17 protein-coding genes are annotated in these 18,198 nt (G+C 43.2%); all 17 read right to left on the reverse strand.

Annotated features, from left to right (window positions below; translation table 11 throughout):
- Positions 1–176: 176 nt before the first annotated feature.
- The 17 genes from spoIID to HPT25_RS06625 all read right to left on the reverse strand — a co-directional run bounded on the left by spoIID (position 177) and on the right by HPT25_RS06625 (position 18,193).
- A complete protein-coding gene (spoIID, locus tag HPT25_RS06545; protein ID WP_173061664.1) occupies positions 177–1,211 on the reverse strand; it encodes a stage II sporulation protein D in 1,035 nt (344 codons plus the stop codon).
- A gap of 354 nt (positions 1,212–1,565) precedes the next feature.
- A complete protein-coding gene (murA, locus tag HPT25_RS06550) occupies positions 1,566–2,876 on the reverse strand; it encodes a UDP-N-acetylglucosamine 1-carboxyvinyltransferase (protein ID WP_173061667.1) in 1,311 nt (436 codons plus the stop codon).
- 32 nt (positions 2,877–2,908) lie between these two features.
- Positions 2,909–3,727, reverse strand: coding sequence for a YwmB family TATA-box binding protein (locus HPT25_RS06555; RefSeq protein ID WP_173061670.1), 819 nt, complete (start codon positions 3,725–3,727; stop codon positions 2,909–2,911).
- Between the two features lie 339 nt (positions 3,728–4,066).
- Positions 4,067–4,300 carry a DUF1146 family protein gene (locus HPT25_RS06560; protein ID WP_173061672.1) on the reverse strand — a complete coding sequence of 78 codons (234 nt, stop codon included), beginning with the start codon at positions 4,298–4,300 and terminating at the stop codon, positions 4,067–4,069.
- A gap of 772 nt (positions 4,301–5,072) precedes the next feature.
- On the reverse strand, positions 5,073–6,587 hold the full coding sequence (gene nuoN, locus HPT25_RS06565) for an NADH-quinone oxidoreductase subunit NuoN (RefSeq protein ID WP_173061675.1): 1,515 nt from the start codon (positions 6,585–6,587) through the stop codon (positions 5,073–5,075).
- A gap of 6 nt (positions 6,588–6,593) precedes the next feature.
- Positions 6,594–8,102 (reverse strand): NADH-quinone oxidoreductase subunit M, encoded by a 1,509-nt coding sequence (locus tag HPT25_RS06570; protein ID WP_173061678.1) that lies wholly within the window; start codon positions 8,100–8,102, stop codon positions 6,594–6,596.
- Positions 8,099–9,967 carry an NADH-quinone oxidoreductase subunit L gene (gene nuoL / locus HPT25_RS06575; RefSeq protein ID WP_173061682.1) on the reverse strand — a complete coding sequence of 623 codons (1,869 nt, stop codon included), beginning with the start codon at positions 9,965–9,967 and terminating at the stop codon, positions 8,099–8,101. The genes HPT25_RS06570 and nuoL overlap by 4 nt, the downstream gene beginning before the upstream one ends.
- 176 nt (positions 9,968–10,143) lie before the next feature.
- Entirely contained in the window at positions 10,144–10,458 is a 315-nt protein-coding gene (nuoK, locus tag HPT25_RS06580; RefSeq protein ID WP_173061685.1) for an NADH-quinone oxidoreductase subunit NuoK, read from the reverse strand.
- Complete coding sequence (locus tag HPT25_RS06585; protein WP_173061688.1) at positions 10,455–10,973, reverse strand: NADH-quinone oxidoreductase subunit J; 519 nt, start codon at positions 10,971–10,973, stop codon at positions 10,455–10,457. Before HPT25_RS06585 ends, nuoK begins: the two co-directional genes overlap by 4 nt.
- On the reverse strand, positions 10,970–11,389 hold the full coding sequence (nuoI, locus tag HPT25_RS06590) for an NADH-quinone oxidoreductase subunit NuoI (protein ID WP_173061691.1): 420 nt from the start codon (positions 11,387–11,389) through the stop codon (positions 10,970–10,972). Before nuoI ends, HPT25_RS06585 begins: the two co-directional genes overlap by 4 nt.
- A 201-nt stretch (positions 11,390–11,590) precedes the next feature.
- Entirely contained in the window at positions 11,591–12,595 is a 1,005-nt protein-coding gene (gene nuoH / locus HPT25_RS06595; RefSeq protein ID WP_173061694.1) for an NADH-quinone oxidoreductase subunit NuoH, read from the reverse strand.
- The gene (locus HPT25_RS06600; RefSeq protein ID WP_173061697.1) at positions 12,595–13,695 is read right to left on the reverse strand and encodes an NADH-quinone oxidoreductase subunit D; all 1,101 of its coding nucleotides are present in this window, start codon (positions 13,693–13,695) and stop codon (positions 12,595–12,597) included. The genes nuoH and HPT25_RS06600 overlap by 1 nt, the downstream gene beginning before the upstream one ends.
- A gap of 3 nt (positions 13,696–13,698) precedes the next feature.
- Positions 13,699–15,057, reverse strand: coding sequence for an NADH-quinone oxidoreductase subunit C (locus HPT25_RS06605; protein WP_173061700.1), 1,359 nt, complete (start codon positions 15,055–15,057; stop codon positions 13,699–13,701).
- Between the two features lie 2 nt (positions 15,058–15,059).
- Positions 15,060–15,575 (reverse strand): NuoB/complex I 20 kDa subunit family protein, encoded by a 516-nt coding sequence (locus HPT25_RS06610; RefSeq protein WP_173061703.1) that lies wholly within the window; start codon positions 15,573–15,575, stop codon positions 15,060–15,062.
- On the reverse strand, positions 15,566–15,940 hold the full coding sequence (locus HPT25_RS06615) for an NADH-quinone oxidoreductase subunit A (protein WP_173061706.1): 375 nt from the start codon (positions 15,938–15,940) through the stop codon (positions 15,566–15,568). The genes HPT25_RS06610 and HPT25_RS06615 overlap by 10 nt, the downstream gene beginning before the upstream one ends.
- Positions 15,941–16,576: 636 nt before the next feature.
- Entirely contained in the window at positions 16,577–17,293 is a 717-nt protein-coding gene (locus tag HPT25_RS06620) for a GntR family transcriptional regulator (RefSeq protein ID WP_173061709.1), read from the reverse strand.
- Between the two features lie 54 nt (positions 17,294–17,347).
- The gene (locus tag HPT25_RS06625; RefSeq protein ID WP_173061711.1) at positions 17,348–18,193 is read right to left on the reverse strand and encodes a sugar phosphate isomerase/epimerase family protein; all 846 of its coding nucleotides are present in this window, start codon (positions 18,191–18,193) and stop codon (positions 17,348–17,350) included.
- Positions 18,194–18,198: the final 5 nt, after the last annotated feature.

Raw genomic sequence — 18,198 nt, forward strand, 5'->3', positions numbered from 1 at the left:
GCAGAATTTTTATGCATGAGGTTGAAAAATTTTTATTTGAATCTGTTTATACAAAAATCACAATTAGCGTTAACACAAGTCATATCCAGCTTTTTTTATCAAACTTGACCCTGACTGACTTTTTCTAAAAACAGCGAAAAAGCCAAGCTGCTGCTTGGCTTCTTAAAATCATGATTCTACTTTTTTGCAGTGAGAGTTGCCAGCATGTTATCTGCGGACGTAATTTGAACACCAGAATAGTAGTGCTCCACAATTTCTTTATAGTTTTTGCCTTGAGACGCCATACCATTTGCACCGTATTGACTCATGCCGACACCGTGGCCATATCCCTTTGTGGTTATGACAATATTGTTTCCCTTCCGTTCCCAGGAAAAATCGGATGACTTTAAATCTAGTTTCTCACGAATGTCCTTTCCCGTGAGCTGTTTCCCGCTAAAATCGACCTCTGCCACGCGTTTTCCAGATGTTCGGGCAACTATTTTCCCAATTGTGCCGGATGTGCCTACTTTAACCCCTAAAAGCTTTTCAAAACTTTGAAGCGAAAGAACCTTTTGATTGAAAAATTGTGGTGAACTCTTATCCCAAGGGCTTGATACACTTCTTAAATATGGTATGGAACCAGACCAATAGTCTTCTGAATTTTCTGTGTAGCCGTTGCTAGTGGAAAAAAATTGTGCTTGAATCGGCTTCCCCTTGAAAGTGATGATCTGACCACTCGTTGCTCGTACAGCAGCAACTATTTTCTTTCGTTTCCAGTTATAGTCCATTCCCCAATCCCGCCGCAGCTCATCATCACTTTCGTAAGCTTGATGAAGTGGTGTGTCGGTTACTTCAGCGCCCTCAGGAACGCCTAATGTATCCTTACTTAGGAGGCGATTTACGATATAGGTTCTTGCGGTTAGCGCTTGTGCTTTAAGAGCTTCTTCATTGAATTCAGCCGGCATTTCTGCTGCTACCACACCGACGAGATAATCTTCTAATGGCACTTTTTCAACTTTCTTTTTCTTAGAGCGATAAACGGCTACTTCTACGGCTTCATCTGTTGAAGAGGGGGAAACTGTTTCATTCGCAGGTGCCTTCTCCTTGAGCTGTTCGCCCAACTTCCCATTTGTCTTCCCTTCTGAAAAAGGAAGGACCAGCACCGCAGGAATAATAAGCGTTAAGGCAACGAGGACAGATACTAGTGCGATGAGTGGTTTGAACTTTTTCATGTTTGCGCCTCCAGTTTGTATAATTCACAACCCTTACTCACATTCGGGTGTGTCACATTTCATACATATGGAAGCGGACAAGCATTTATTACAATTTTTTCGGTATTTGTCGGGCATCATGTGAATTATTCACATGGTGCCTGACACCAGCCACAAACTAAAGACCAAACAAAAAACAGGACCCGTCGTTTCAGGCCCCGTTGCTTTGGTTTGTTTTGTTGTAATTGTGTCCAACGTGGCCGAGTGTTTCAAATGTTGTTTGAAATTGGTCACCCTGTCTCCAGTTTTGCTTGGGTATCAGACACAGTTATTGGTTATTGGCATATTTCTAGCCAATGGTCCATTTTGGATATTTTACGCATTCATATCCGAAACGTATTTTTCCACTTCGAGTAACAGTTCATCCGGTTCGCTCACACGCTCGATATCAGCGCCAAGTAATGCCAACTTATCATGGAATTGCACATAACCACGGTCTAGATGTTTTAATTCCGTTACACGTGTGATACCATCTGCAACTAATCCAGTTAAAATCAAAGCTGCAGCTGCACGAAGGTCAGTTGCTGCTACTTCAGCACCCTGTAAATTAGAAGGTCCATTTAAAATAACAGAACGTCCTTCAATCTTAATATCTGCATTCATCCGGCGGAATTCTTCCACGTGCATGAAACGATTCTCAAACACGGTTTCAGTGATCATAGAAGTTCCTTCTGCACACAACAGCAATGCCATCATTTGCGATTGCATGTCTGTTGGGAAGCCTGGATGTGGCATCGTTTTGATATCCACTGCCTTTAAGCGTTCAGGACCAATGACACGGACTCCATCCTCTTCTTCGATAATGGTAACGCCCATTTCCTCCATTTTGGCAATCAATGAAGAAAGATGTTCAGGGACAGCGCCTTTTACAAGTACATTACCGCCTGTAATCGCAGCAGCGGTCATGAAAGTTCCTGCTTCGATTCGGTCGGGAATGATGTTATGTTCTGCGCCAAATAACACATCAACACCTTCAATACGAAGTGTGCCAGTGCCTGCACCTCGGACTTTAGCGCCCATTTTGTTTAAGAAGTTTGCCAAGTCGACAATTTCTGGTTCCTTAGCAACGTTTTCAATGATGGTCGTACCTTCTGCTAGGGTTGCTGCCATCATAATATTTTCAGTAGCCCCAACACTTGGGAAATCCAAATAAATCTTTGCACCTTTTAAGCGGCCATTAACCTCCGCTTCGATAAAACCATTACCTACCTTTACCGTAGCACCCATGGCTTCAAAGCCTTTTAGATGCTGGTCGATAGGTCGGGAGCCGATTGCACAGCCGCCTGGTAGTGCAACACGTGCCCGACCATTGCGGGCGAGTAACGACCCCATGACAAGAACTGAGGCGCGCATTTTCCGAACATATTCAAATGGCGCTTCAACCTTTAACTCTCTTGATGCATCAACAACAACTGTGTTATTTGCAAAAGAAACTTCGGCATGTAGGTTGCGTAAAACTTCATTAATTGTGTATACATCGGAGAGTGTAGGTACATCACGAATTACACTTTTTCCATCACTTGCTAATAAGGTTGCAGCGATAACAGGCAGGACGGCATTTTTTGCACCTTCCACTTTCACCGTTCCATTAAGCCTCTGTCCGCCGCGGACGATGATCTTTTCCAAGAGTATTCCCCTCCGCGTCCATTTTCTCTATATTAATATTCAATCGTTATGATAGGGGTTCCTACTACAATGGTAGTTCTTGAGCCCAATCCTTCGGAGCGTAAGCCGATTTGCAGATTCATGTTATTTTCTTTCGTTTCAATGGAATCTGAAAACATTGGCGATGATGCCGAAACTGACATGAATGATTTCTCTTGTAACGCTTCGATTTTTTTCGCTTTAAATATAGCTAGAAAATGATTCACTGTATTAGATAAAGCCGTATCAATCTTATCACTGACTATGCCCTTCATACAAGAAAAAACTGTAGGTTTTTCTCGAAATATGTCAGTCAGTCTATTTTCGAACTGTTTACTAGTAAAAAAAGCCTTCTCGGTCTTGTTCCACTCTTTTCCGCTCACACTATAGACTATATACGCATTAGTAGGTTGTTTTCTGTGGGTTGCCAAAATTTGAAGCATTTCGTTGTGGTGTTTAGATGTTGGAGATACTGCTGTCATTTCCCACTTTTCACTGGTGTTTGTAACCGTCCAATTCCAATCAGGAAATTTACGTTGAAGCCTTTTCGCGTATTCCTTTACTTCTTTCTCACTTTTTAGGCCTGTAAGTTGTTCCCTTGCATAAAAAGTCCATTGATCGAGCAAAATATGTTCGGCTTGAAAAACATCGCCGATTTTTGCTAAGTCATGGCTATTTGAGTCTGCTTGAAAAAGCGATGAGCCAACTTCATCTGCTTTTTCCTTTTGAAAAAAATTCAGGCCGCCGTTTGCCTCAGTTGTCCGGTTCCCAAACACAACCAGGATGATAATGATAATTGTAAATAGTCCTAAAAGTTTACTTATTCTCTCCATATCTCTTCTCTCCCTTACTACCATTGTTTCCAAGGTGGAGAGAAGCATACTTGGGAAAAGTCGTCACTTTTAGACATCTTGTTTTTTTACTTAACATGCGGCTTTAAAACAGTAAATCATTAAAGTTATTTTTTCCACACAAAGAAGATTGTACTCAATAAATTTGCATATGGGAACATGTACGAAGACCTAAATTTTTTCCAATTCCAAAAAAGACGAAAATTCCCTTCCAACAAGCTGAGTTCATTTTATTCCTTGTGAAATACGAGTCATAGTATTAGGATGTTGAATTCTACAACAATCAAATTGAGAATAAACAACCACGTTCTTAAAGAAAGCCTATTTAAAAATTAAAGGTAGTTGTCTTGACCATTGCAGGTAATCAAGGAAAAAGTTACTGACAGATGAACCGAGAAAAATGGCTAATAATATGTAGAGTATTCTTGCTTGCAGTACATGGTTTGGGCGCAGCAATTTTTCAAGTCGGATGGCTTGCAGTGCCCACCAAGAAAGCGCAATAAATACTATATGTGACAGTATGCTGATTAACGCCACTTGCCCTAAATCATTCATCCATAGATTCCCTCCTTTTCACACAACGACTATTCTAACATATTGACGTAAAAAAATGGTAACAGTTTCTATTTTTTTAAAAAATTCGTTACGATGATGACAAGTTTTTGACAAACCAAGCAAAACTAGAATTTTTGATTAAGGTAATATTCTTTTAAACTTTGGATTTCGATTTCCACTCCAGGAACGAACGGTTAACGGCGTGGTATAGGACGCGCTACTCGACACTTTGCCGCCTGCCGGTCAACTGTCACGTACTCCCGCAGGACATTGAATAACATCCTTGAATCTGCCTTGGCACGAAGGAAATGCGGTAGTGCTTTTGAGGAGTCTTCATGCCTACAACTTCGATCAACTATGTGCTTTTACATAGCCTTTAATAAAAAGCACTGTTAAACAACTTGGATGTTGATTTCCACTCCAGGAATGAACTGTTCGCGGGCGTGCCTGGGAGACCCCGTACTCCCACAGAACACTGAATCCCGTCTTTGAATCCGCCAGTGGATGAAGGAAATGTGATAGTATTTTCGCGGAATCTTCGTGCCTTCTGCTCCAATTAACAGTGTGAAAATATCAACAATATTTTTTAACATAACCTAATAAAAAAAAAGAGGCGGTCCCCAACCGTCTCTTTTCCTATTTAATCCCTTTATTTGTGAAACTTTGGTGTAGGCACCAACTGCAGGCTGCTTCCTCCCATTTAGCAGCCTGCAGGCCCATCTTTTGTTCGTATTGGTTTATACATGCACCTTATGAACTCTGGGGTCTTTTTTTATTTAAAGAAATCCCCAATGATATCGAGATTGTTGTGCATGTAGTTAAAGGCAATGTTTGGCACGAGTCCAAACAGCACAGATCCGATTACTGCAACAATCAGGACGATCAAAATTCCAAATGGAATGTTAAATTTGCTATCCTCTGCTGCAGGACGGAAAAACATTTGTGCCATAACCCCGAAGTAGTAGAAATACGAAACGACGGTGGTCGCAATCATAACAGATGCTAACACATAGTGTGGTGTTGTTCCGTAAAATGTTCCGATAAAGATGTTTAATTTACCGATAAACCCGGCTGTTCCTGGAAATCCTGCCAAGGAAATCAACAATATCCCCATCGAAACGGCCAGAACCGGTGACCGGCGGTACAGCCCGGCAAAATCAGCAATTTTGGTTGACCCCGCTTTTTCCGTTACAAGCTGGATAACCGCAAAGGCTCCAAGGTTCATGAACAAATAGGCAAGCAGATAGAACCAAATGGAATAGAACATATTCGCAGATAAGGAAGTTACAGCAACTAGCAAATATCCAGCATGCGCGATACTTGAATAAGCAAACATTCTTTTGATATCCGTCTGTCTTAACGCCACGACGTTACCGATGATCATCGTTGCCCCGGCAATGACGGCGATATAGTTTTGCATATGCAAAATAATTGGCATGGAGTTTGGACCGTTTGTAGCTGCTGCACCAAATACCGTCAGCAGGATCCGGATAACGATCACGAATCCGCCAGTTTTAGATACTACACTTAAGAACGCAGTAACAGGTGTTGGCGCCCCTTGGTAAACGTCTGGAGCCCACATATGGAATGGTGCGGCTGAAAGCTTAAAGGCCAAGCCAACCAAAATCATTAAAAACGCTAAGCTAAGCAAGTAGACTTGGTTACCGTCAGACAGCGTGGATAGTTTTTGCGCAATGTCCAGCGTGTTGGTCGTTCCCGTTAAACCATAAACATAGCTCATTCCGAATAGAATAATTGCCGTAGAAATACTGCCGTTAATGACGTATTTCATCGCAGATTCATTCGATTTCAAATTATCCTTCTGTATACCTGCTAATACATACGAAGAAACTGACAATAATTCCAGCCCGATATAAAGCGTAATTAAATCTCCGCTTGAAGTCATCAGCATGGCGCCTGATAACGCGATTAAAAATAGATAATAGAATTCACCGCGGTATTTTTCCAGGCCTTCCTTTGCCTCATAGCTGACTGCCAAAAACATGACAAGGGCAGCTCCTAATAGTAGAAGCATTTTAAACGCAATCGCAAAACTGTCTAAGCGAAACGTATTGTCCAAAATAGACCGTACGGGTCCCCCTGCCATCAAGGCAACGGACACAAGGGCAGCAAAGATCGCCGCAATGCCGACCCAACCGAGAATCTTTCGGTTAAGACTATTTGGCATAAATAAATCAAATACTACAAGTAAGGCTGTAACACCAAGGATGATGAACTCCGGTGTCATGATGCTCCAATTAATCGATGATATTGTCTCAGGACTCATCCTTCATCACCCTCCTAACCCAAGCAAGATAGTCTCAAGTGTGGCATGAAGCGGAGAGCTTAGAACACTTGGGTAAACACCAATTAACACAATTAACAGCACTAGAACAACAATAGGTACATATTCAACGCCCTTCAGATCAAGAACACCCGTAAATTCGCGTTGCGCCTTTCCAAATGTCATGCCCAAAATCGCACGGAGCACGTACGCTGCGGTCATAATGATGCCGATTGTACCAATAGCAGCAAGCCATGGCATGGTTTTAAACAGACCCATGAACGCCATGAATTCGCTGACGAAACCTGACATCCCTGGTAATCCGAGTGACGCCATCCCAGCAGCAAGCAAGAAGCCGGCAGCGATCGGCATCCCCTTGGCCATACCGCCAAGGTTTTCGATGAGTGATGTATCTGTCCGTTCGTATAAAACACCTACAATAAAGAACAACAGCGCTGAAATCAATCCATGGGAAATGACTTGGAAAATGGCCCCTTGAACTCCAGCTTGGTTCATCGCAGCCATTCCCATTAACACGATTCCCATGTGGGATATCGAAGAATAAGCCAAAACCATTTTAAAATCGGTTTGAATAAACGCTAAAAACGCGCCGTACAGCAGATTGATAACACCAAGCACAGCAATGAGCGTTGCAAGTGTTTTAAACTGTTCAGGGAAAATCCCCATGCCAAAGCGGATTAAGCCGTAGGCACCAATTTTCAATAGAATCCCAGAGTGGATCATAACAACGGATGGCGGTGCTTGTACGTGCACGCGCAGCATCCAGCTGTGCAATGGAAAAATCGGCAATTTGACACCAAAAGCAATCAGCAAGGAAATTAATAAGCCCAATTTCCATCCACCAGAAAGGTGTGCATTGGGATCCGTCATGATTTTCCGTAAGATCTCAATATTGGTCGTTCCAGTTTTGGCAAAAAGAATCATAATGACAATTAATAGAACGGCTGATCCTAGACCGTTATAAATTAAGAAACTGTATGCTGCTTTTTCTTTTTCAAAATAACCCCATTTTCCAATCAGAAAGAAGGTTGGAATTAAGGTAACCTCAAAAAAGATGAAGAACAGGATTAAGTTTTCTGCAGTAAACACGCCAAGCATGCCTGTTTCTAAAAGAAGGAAGAGCATGAAATAGCCTTTCCATTCTTTTTTCACAAACTTTACAGCACCTATTGCGGATAGCGTAGCAACGACTGCAGTAAGGACAACAAGCAGAAGCTGAAAACCGTTAATTCCAAGTTCGTATGGTACTGCAAAAGCCGGTTCCTGAACATTCATGCCTTGGAATTGAATCCACGAATGTGTCACAGAGAAATCGGCTAAATTTTTGCCGGCTAAATAATGGAGATACACGGCTAAAGATAGAATGAGTGCCGGCAGCGTGAATAGAAAACCGACCAGTTTATTTGCTTTTTCGGCCTGCTTTGGCAAAAATGCCAAAACCACGATCCCTAGCAGCGGGGAGAATACTAGGATTGAAAGAATCGAATGTAAATTCATCGTAAGTACCCCCCTGTTAATGCAAAAATAATGGTAAGAAGTGCAAGTCCGATAAAGGCAGCAGCTCCATAGGTTTGCACCTGACCGTTTTGCAATTCCGAACCTGTTTTACCAAGACCTTGAACAAAGCCAGACACACCTTTGACGATTCCCTCTACAAGGAAAACATCGATGAACCGGAATAAATAGCTGATAAACGTCACAATGGCCACAATGGACATTTGATAAAACTCATCAACATAGTATTTGTTCAGTAAAATCGTATGCAAGGTTCCGCCTTTGCCGCTTAACCAATCGCGTGATACGGAGCGCTTGCCGTAAATTAACCAAGCAAGGAAAATCCCCGCGAGTGAAACAACAGTTGCCGCAAGCTGAATCCATACCGGCCCTTCGGCGTGGCCAGTACCAAGTGCCGCGTTGTCTTTCACAAGCCAGTCACCGAGGAAAGAGCCGAACCAAGGTGTATTCACATAACCGCCGATGATGGCCAAAACGCCAAGAACGATCATCGGAAACGTCATCGTTGCAGGTGATTCATGCACATGTTTTTCGTCGCCGCGATAGTCACCTGTAAACACCATGAAGAACAAGCGGAACATATAGAATGCCGTAAAGAACGCAGCGATTAATGCTAGCAAGAAAAGGATTGGGTGTCCGCCTTCCCATGCTGCTGCTAGAATTTCGTCTTTACTAAAGAAACCTGATAATAATGGTACACCGCTGATCGCAAGTGTTCCGATTAGGAACAGCGGTCCTGTTAACCTTAATTTTTTCCACAGGCCACCCATCTTTTCGATATCTTGATTGCCGCTGACCGCATGGATAACGGAACCGGCTGCCAAAAATAGAAGGGCCTTGAAAAATGCATGTGTCATTAAGTGGAACACTCCAGCAACATAACTGCCAGAACCTAAGGCAAGCATCATGTAACCCAGCTGACTCACAGTTGAGTAGGCAAGGACACGTTTGATGTCCGTTTGCACAAGGCCAATGCTTGCTGCAAAAATGGCGGTAAAGCCTCCGATCACGGCAACCGTGAGCAGCGCCGTTTTGCTTGCCAGGAATAATGGATATAATGCAGCAACCAAATATACACCGGCTGCCACCATTGTTGCAGCATGGATTAACGCTGAAACAGGAGTCGGACCTTCCATCGCATCCGGAAGCCAGGAGTGAAGCGGGAACTGACCTGATTTTCCCACTGCCCCAATAAAAATCAGGATCGCTGTTAAGGTAATGATGGTGCCTGACACCTTGCCAGCATCGACAGCTTTGAAAATCTCGCTGTATTCAAAGCTTTTGGTTTGCCAGAATAGAAGAATCATCCCGATGAATAAGCCGACGTCACCGATACGGGTCATGATGAAGGCTTTTTTGGCAGCAGCCTTTGCTTCTTCTTTGTAGAAATAAAATCCGATTAACAGGAAGGATCCAAGTCCCACCAGTTCCCAGAAAATATAGGTTTGCAGCAGGTTAGGTGAAATAACCAGACCTAGCATGGCAAACGTAAATAATCCTAAATACGCATAAAATACCGGAAAGCGCTCATCTCCGTGCATATATCCTTTTGAGTAGGTATTTACAAGGAAACTGACGAGCGAAACAATAAACAGCATTAATGCATTTAATTGATTCACTTCAAAGCCCGCTGTAATATGAAGATCTCCTATCGTGAGCCAATTGAACTTTGTGCTGTAGGTCGGCTCTGAAAAGCGCTGGAATAGTACCACAATAGAGAAGACAAGCGATGCCAATGTAAGCAGCATCCCCACATAAGCACTTGCCTCCTTCAATCGCTTACCGATGAGAAGAAGGACTAAAAACGATAATAGCGGGAAAAGCGGTATGAGCCAAGCATTTTCCATCCTTAATCCCCCTGTGTGACAAACACCCCTCGCCCAGCAGTCCCGCTTAATTCACACTTTCAGAATAGCGAATTTTCGATGCGGTCCACTTCGGCTTGGATTCGTGCCGCCACCATTGATATTGGTGCCTGACACCATGGTGAAATCTTCACATGGTGCCTGACACCCATAAGGTTTTAGTTTTTCATTTCGTCCATTTCGTCAATGTGGACGGTTTTCTTATTACGGTAGACGGACATGAGGATTGCCAGCCCGACGGCTGCTTCTGCCGCAGCGACGGCCATCGCAAACAGGGCAAATACCTGACCAGTGATTGATGGGGCCATCCCGTATTTACTGAAGGTGACCAGATTAATATTCACGGCGTTTAGCATTAATTCAATAGAAATTAACACAATGACGGTATTTCGCTTTGTTAACGCACCGTATAAACCGATACAAAATAAGATCAAAGCCAATGCTAGGAAGGCTGAAGCCGGGATTGAACTCATTCCTTTTCCGCCCCCTTATCCTCACGTTTTGCTAAAACAATCGCTCCGATCAAAGCCACTAATAATAATACGGAAACAAACTCGAACGGAATGATATGTTTAGAGTAGAGTGCTTTACCGATTTGCAGGGTATTGTTTACATGTAATGTTGTTTGAACTTGTTGGATATCGAAATTGTAAATACCGAGATAAACAGCAAAGGCAAAGCCAACAATTCCAATAAATAATAGAGCTTTTCTCCATTTACTGGTCGTTTCATCACTTTCGTCATACGGTTTTGTTAACATAATGCCAAACAGCATAATAATGGTAACTGCACCGGAATAGATTAAGATTTGCACCGCGGCCACAAACTCTGCAGAAAGCAGAACGTAAATACCGGCAATGCTGACGAAAGTGAATATCAGAGCAACGACCATGTGAACGACTTTATTTAGATTCAGCAGCAGCACGCCTCCGATAATTGCCACAAGGGCAAGAACCATAAATGCGAAAAATTCGCCAGAAAATGTCATTCCTTATTCACCTGCCGAACGTTTTCATCGTTTTCGTCCAACCATTCCAGGTTTTTAAATAACATATCGCGGCTGTATTCAGCGAGCTCAAAGTTATTGGTCATGACGATCGCTTCCGTAGGGCAAACCTCGGTACATAAATCGCAAAGGATACAAATCTCGAAATTAATATCATACGTATCGATGATTTTCCCTTTCTTCGTTGGATCTGGATGCTTCTTACCCGTTAACTGAATACAATCCGTCGGGCAAATATTCGCACACTGATTACAAACAATACACTTCTCCGGATAAAACTTCTGAATGCCCCGAAATCGGTCTGGCAGCGGCAGCGGCTTATTCGGATAATCATACGTTACATTCTCGCGCGATAACTGCTTCAGGGTATACTTCAAGCCTTTAGCTAATCCAAGCACGTCTTTCACCCCTTTTGAAAATTTTTTCATTGTTACGATGGTATTTTTGGTGTCAGGCACCGCACGTGGACATATCTACTGTTTTGTCCATCTGGAGTGGACACGATCTGATAAATGTTGTCGCAGCAATCGGACAATTAGGGAAAGCGGACCATCCACCCCACACGGACAACTGTCCACGGATGGTGTCAGGCACCTATATTAAAAGAATAATGATTTGATTAACGCGGTCAGGAAGATGTTTCCGAGCGCGATTGGCAGTAACACTTTCCAAGCGAATTCCATGAGCTTGTCGGCGCGCATCCTTGGAAATGTAACACGGAACCAGATGTAGATGAACAGCACCAAGCAGAATTTGAGCGCGAACCAGACGGATCCCGGGATGAAGGCAAGGAAGCCAAATGGAGCCATCCAACCCCCAAGGAATAGAACGGTAATTAGAGCTGACATTGCAAATAAATACACATATTCAGCCAGCATGAAGAATGCCCAACGGAACCCGGTATATTCTGTATGGTAGCCTGCAACAAGTTCTGATTCTGATTCCGGCAAGTCAAATGGCGTCCGGCTCAATTCCGCTACAGAAGCGATTAAAAAGACGATAAAGCCGATTGGCTGCAGTAAAATGAACCAGCCGTGCCGCTGTGCTTCCACAATGTGATTTAAATTTAAACTTCCGGATAAAAGAATGACTCCAAGCACTGACATAACAAGCGGAATTTCATAAGAAATCATTTGCGCAGTCGCCCGTGCTCCCCCCAATAAGGAGTATTTGTTGTTGGAAGCCCAGCCACCAAGAAGAACTCCAAATACGGTCATTCCCGAAATAGCTACATAATAAAGCAATCCCACACCAATATCAGCAAATTGAAACTTATCCGTAAATGGGATGGTCGCCAGCACCATAAACGATGGTGCAAAAGCAATAACCGGTGCCAAAATAAACAATGGCTTATCGGCAAGCTTCGGTATAATATCTTCCTTCAGCAACAGCTTTAAAACGTCAGCAACGGTTTGCAGCAATCCCCAGCGGCCTCCGACCTGGTTCGGCCCAACCCGCAGTTGCATGAAACCCATAACCTTCCGCTCCGCTAAAATGGCATACGTAACGAAGCCTAAAACAATTAACAGCAAAATAACTCCAAGTATAAAAAAGACGATAAAATTGAACCAACCGGGGCTCGACTGCAGCATATCTTGAATCATTAGCCGTCCACCTCTCCAAGAACAATATCAATTGCCCCTAAAATGGCAATCATATTTGCAATGTTTTCTCCCTTTAACAATTTAGGAAGAATTTGCAAATTATAAAAGGAAGGTCTTCTAAATTTCAAGCGATATGGTTCTTTCTTGCCGTCACTATATATGTAACAACCAATTTCACCACGGGGCGATTCAATCCTGACATAAGCTTCCCCTTTCGGTGCTTTGATGATTTTTGGCACTTTGGCAAGTGTTTCACCGCCAGAAGGGAACTGCTCGCATGCCTGCTCTAATATTTTTAATGATTCTTCGATTTCTTTTGTGCGGACATGGTAGCGGGCTAAAGCATCGCCGCCCTCTTGTGTAATGACATTAAATTCAAATCGGTCATAGATGGAATACGGCTCATCTTTGCGAAGGTCCCATTTAACCCCGGTGGATCTCAGGTTTGCTCCGCTCAATGAGTAATTCAGTGCATCTTCTTTCGTATATTTACCAATTCCAGTAACTCGGTTTGTAAATATTTCATTCCCAGTTACAAGATCATGGTAGCCTGCAAGCTGTTCACGCATATACGGAATAAATTCCTTTACCTTATCAACCCAGCCTTCCGGTGCATCCCATTTCACACCGCCAACACGCATATAATTGTAAGTTAAGCGGCCTCCTGAAAGCTCATTTAACAGGTTAATAATCATTTCCCGTTCGCGGAATGCATATAAGAATGGACTCACGGCTCCAAGGTCCAGCAGGAATGTACCCCACCATACAAGATGGCTGGCAATCCGGTTTAATTCCATCGCTATGACCCGCAAGTACTCGGCTCGCTCCGGAATCTCAATTCCCATCATCGTTTCAACTGCGTGGCAAATGACATAGTTATTGGTCATTGCCGACAAATAGTCCATCCGGTCTGTATACGGAATAATTTGCGTGTACTGCAGATCCTCCGCGATTTTTTCTGTCCCGCGGTGTAAATATCCGATGACAGGAATGGCTTCTGTAATGATTTCCCCATCAAGTTTGACAATCAGCCGGAATACCCCGTGCGTACTTGGATGCTGAGGTCCGACGTTAAGTACCATTTCTTCTGTTCTGATCACCTGCTACACCTCCACATCATACGGCTCATAATCTTTTCTCAGTGGATAGCCAACCCAATCCTCTCCAAGAAAAATCCGGTGCAGGTTCGGGTGTCCGATAAACTTGATACCTAGTAAATCGTATGCTTCACATTCAGGCCAGTTTGCGCCCTCCCACAGAGGCTGCAAGGATTCGATTGTCGGGTCATCACGGTCAATCTTCACTTTTATCGCAACAGATTGCCGGTTTTTGAATGAGTATAAGTGAACATATACTTCCATATGTGTTTCAAAGTCTGTTCCATGAAGCTCTGATAGATAGTCAAACCCTAAAAGCTCGTTATATTTTAAAAACTGAGCCAGTTTAAAATAAGACTCCCGCTTTGCAACCAGGGTTGGGACATCTTTAGATAGTTTATTAATATAAAAATCTTCTAATGCAGCAGACCCCATGTTCTCTTCAATGACTTTGACATACTTATCTAGATATGGCTGATTCGGTGATGGCTTTGCTTCCGCAGCCGTTTCAATGACGACCGCCTCTCCGCCTTTTGCAGCAGCTGCAGCTTTTGCCTTTGCCGCTGCTGCGGCCTTCGCCTTCGCTTTGGCTGCCGCTATGGCTTTCGCCTTTTCATCATCGCCGTCCACAGCAGAATCATCCGCACCTGCTTGTACAGCTGCTTTTGCCTTCGCTGCGGCGGCCGCTTTTGCTTTGGCGGCTGCGGCGGCCTTGGCCTTTGCGGCGGCTGCGGCTTTCGCTTTGGCGTCATCTCCTCCAGGGGCATCACTGCTTCCTGCATCTGGAGAAACTGCGTCTGCATCACCTGCGCCCGCTAATTCCATGGCTTTTCTTTTTGCTGCAGCGGCTGCTTTCGCTTTTGCAACGGCTGCGGCTTTTTTCTTAGCAAGATCATCCCCATCAGATCCACCAGCCTCGGCAGTTTCTATAACCGCCTCTGGTTCTGCATTATCTGCGATTCCCTCACGTTTCTTTTTCGCTAGTGCTGCAGCTTTCGCCTTCGCTGCCGCTGCGGCTTTTTTCTTCGCTAAATCATCAGCTTCCCCTGCTGCCGCAGGTTCCTCCGTTTTAGGTGCTTCCGAAGCTGGCTCGGTTTCATCGACGATACCTTCACGCTGTTTTTTCGCCAGCGCCGCTGCTTTCGCTTTGGCTGCCGCTGCCGCCTTTTTCTTTGCTAAATCATCGGTCTCCTCTGCTGCCGCAGGTTCCTCCGCTTTAGGTGCTTCCGGGGCTGACTTCGACGGTTCCGGATTCTGCTGTCCGGCTTCCTGCGCCTCTTTGGCTTGACGTTTTGCAAGTGCCGCAGCTTTTGCCTTCTCTGCCGCTTCCCGTTTTAATTGTTCGAGATCCTTTTCCCCGCTCATGATCAGGTCACCTTCTTCCCAGTCTTCGCTTCATAGCGAATCTTTTCCTTTAATTTATTGATACCATAAATTAAAGCTGCCGGGTTTGGAGGGCATCCCGGGATATAGATGTCTACAGGAACAATCTGATCAACGCCCTTTACAACGGAATATGATTTGATATAGGGACCGCCGGCAGTTGCACAGGATCCCATTGCAATGACCCATTTTGGTTCCGGCATTTGATCGTATAACCGACGCAAAAGCGGCGCCATTTTTTTCGTTACAGTACCGGAGACAATCATACAGTCAGATTGACGAGGTGATGGACGGAAGAATGAACCAAAACGGTCCAAGTCATAATGCGAAGAACCAACTGCCATCATTTCAATTGCACAACAAGCCAGACCAAATGTTACAGGGTAGATCGAGCTGCTTCGCGCCCACCCCTTCACTTGCTCTAGTGTCGTCATAAATACATTTCTCTTTAACTCTTCCATTTCGCCGGGTAAAATGCCTTCTAAATTGTTTAAATCCATCGAAGCACCTTCTTTTTCCAAGCATATACTAGGCCAATTAACAACATAATCACGAAAATGAACATTTCGGTTAGTGCAAAAATCCCTAGTCTATCATAGGCTACTGCCCAAGGGTATAAAAACACTGTTTCTACATCAAAAATAACAAACATAAGGGCAAAAATATAATAGCGGACATTGAACTGCACACGTGAATCGTGAAATGGTTCAACACCGCTCTCATATGTGGTTTGCTTCGCCTCACTAGGCTTGTAAGGACGCAGAAGCTTACCTAAATATAACGCCACCACTGGCAGCAGCACCCCTAGACATAGAAACACAAAAACGATCAGATAGTTATTCTGATATACATTTAGAAGTTCCATGTCCATCCCCTCCAATGTTGTAAATTTTTAAAATTAACTAATAGTTGTAACCGAATTCATTATAGCATTGTTACAAACCTGTGTCGACAAACCTTTCCAGTAAAATTGCAATTCTGCCTGCCGTGAAAAATAGTACGGCTTAGCCTCCAGAGAGCTAGCTCTAAAAAGAGACTTAAATTGCCGTATATTTGTTGAAGTGCTATATACATTAGCACCTTGCGGCAGACTTCCAATTTTGTACACCTGCACTAAGCGGGGACACATCCCCTCCTTGAGCGTTTTCTTCGCAATCACCCCTGAGAAACGTTAGAGATGCTTGATACTCTCTTGACCATGCTCTAAACAGACCATAACAAACTACAATTATTCGACATCCCCCCTATTAAATAGCAAAATCCTCTTCATGTCAGTGAGGTTTGTCAACATTGTTCATAAAACGTTTATTTTGTATACTTCCAAAAGCACCTTCGCATACTCCCTACCATCTTATTCTAAACAAGGAGTTTCATGCGATTTTTAGAAAAACTAGTCCGATCTCACCATACAAAAATAAAAGAGCGTCGAATTGAACTAACGCTCTTTTTTTTCATGCCAGCCTTATAAATTTTCCCCATTTAAACCATGAAAAAGAACGGGTTACTTCAAGTAGAATTTATAGCTATCTCCCAAAATATACTGTTTTCCTATATGCACCGGCTGGTCATCTTCATCGAATACCGTCGTTTCCATATAAAAAAGCGGTTCTCCGCTTGAAGTATGAAGTAAATCTGCCTCTTCTTCCCCAGCTCTAACAATCTCTAACGATAAATCACTGCCGCGGCATGGTTTTACATTGACCTTTTCCTCCAACAGTTTATAAATGGAGCCCTCCAAATTTTCGTTTAATAATAAATGAAACTTTTTATAAGAGAAGAAGTTATTCTCAATCATAATGGGTGATTCATCGGCATATCTTACCCTCTGAATCAGGACGAGTGCATCTCCGTCTTCCAGTTGCAGCAGCTTTTGGTCCCTTGAGGATGGCTGAACAATTTCTCTTTTGATTATCTTACTGCTCGCAGTCAGTCCATTTGCTTTACATGCATCACTAAAACTTAAAAAATGAACAATTTTCCGTTCGATTTTCCTCTTATTCACAAACGTGCCTTTTCCCTGCTTTTTAACCAAATAGCCTTCCTCTACCAACTCGAGAATGGCCTTTCTCACCGTAATCCTGCTGATTTTATACTCCTCGCTCAATTCCAATTCTGTTGGGATTTGATCTCCGTACTTTAATTTCCCATTGAGAATAGAGCTGCGGATTGACTCCTTTAATTGGATATATAAAGGAACTTGATTATCCTGTTTTAACATTTATTTCACCTGCCTCTTTTTTGAAACCGTATACTATTTAGTATATAGAAATTATTACATGCTATCAATTTCCAAAACAGTTGAAAATGACCTTAATGTCTTCTCAATAGCAGCATCCGGATCTTGCACATATTGGTATGAAGTATATTCTAACGTCAACGCTCCTGTATAACCAATTTGACTTAATTGCTCAACGTATTTCTCCAGCGGCAATACACCGTCTCCCCATACCAGATGCCCTTCCGGTTTCCCATCAATGAAATGAACATGAACTAAGTCTTTCTTTAATATGCGATCATAATCAAGAAAATCCTCATTTGCCAATGCCATCGGAATCGTATCAATCATCCCCTTCAAATAAGGGCTGTTCACCTCATCCAGCATGGCTTTTAGTGCGTGGGCATCATTCACCAAATTGGACTCTACTCGTGTTAAGGGCTCAAACACCAAGGTTAAATCTAAATCGGCTGCAGCCCTCGTTAGTTGATCCAATGAATCTCTCGTTCTTTTCCATGCCTCATCCCGGTTTTCATTTTCATAGCCCCAGCCAGGAGTAACCAATAGCATCGGTGCTTCCAATTCTTTTGCCGCTTCCGCCGATTTGATAAAATATTGGATGCTCTTTTCACGAATCTGATTTTCCTTGGCTGCAAGATTAATTGGATACACACATTGTTCTGGTGTAAAGCAGACGACTGACAATTCCCTTCGTGTGATTTCTTTCTTTACCCTCCTAATATCGCTGAGACTCATATCTTCTACATAAAAATGAGGCGATGCCCCCCATAGTTCAATATTTTTAAACCCATAACGAACCATTGAATCTAAAAAGTACTCAAAAGGATAGTGCATATAATGGAAATTCATTCCGGTGATTTGATCCCTCATAATTTTTGCCATTACTC

The sequence above is a fragment of the Neobacillus endophyticus genome, assembly GCF_013248975.1.
Taxonomy (GTDB): Bacteria; Bacillota; Bacilli; order Bacillales; family Cytobacillaceae; genus Neobacillus; species Neobacillus endophyticus.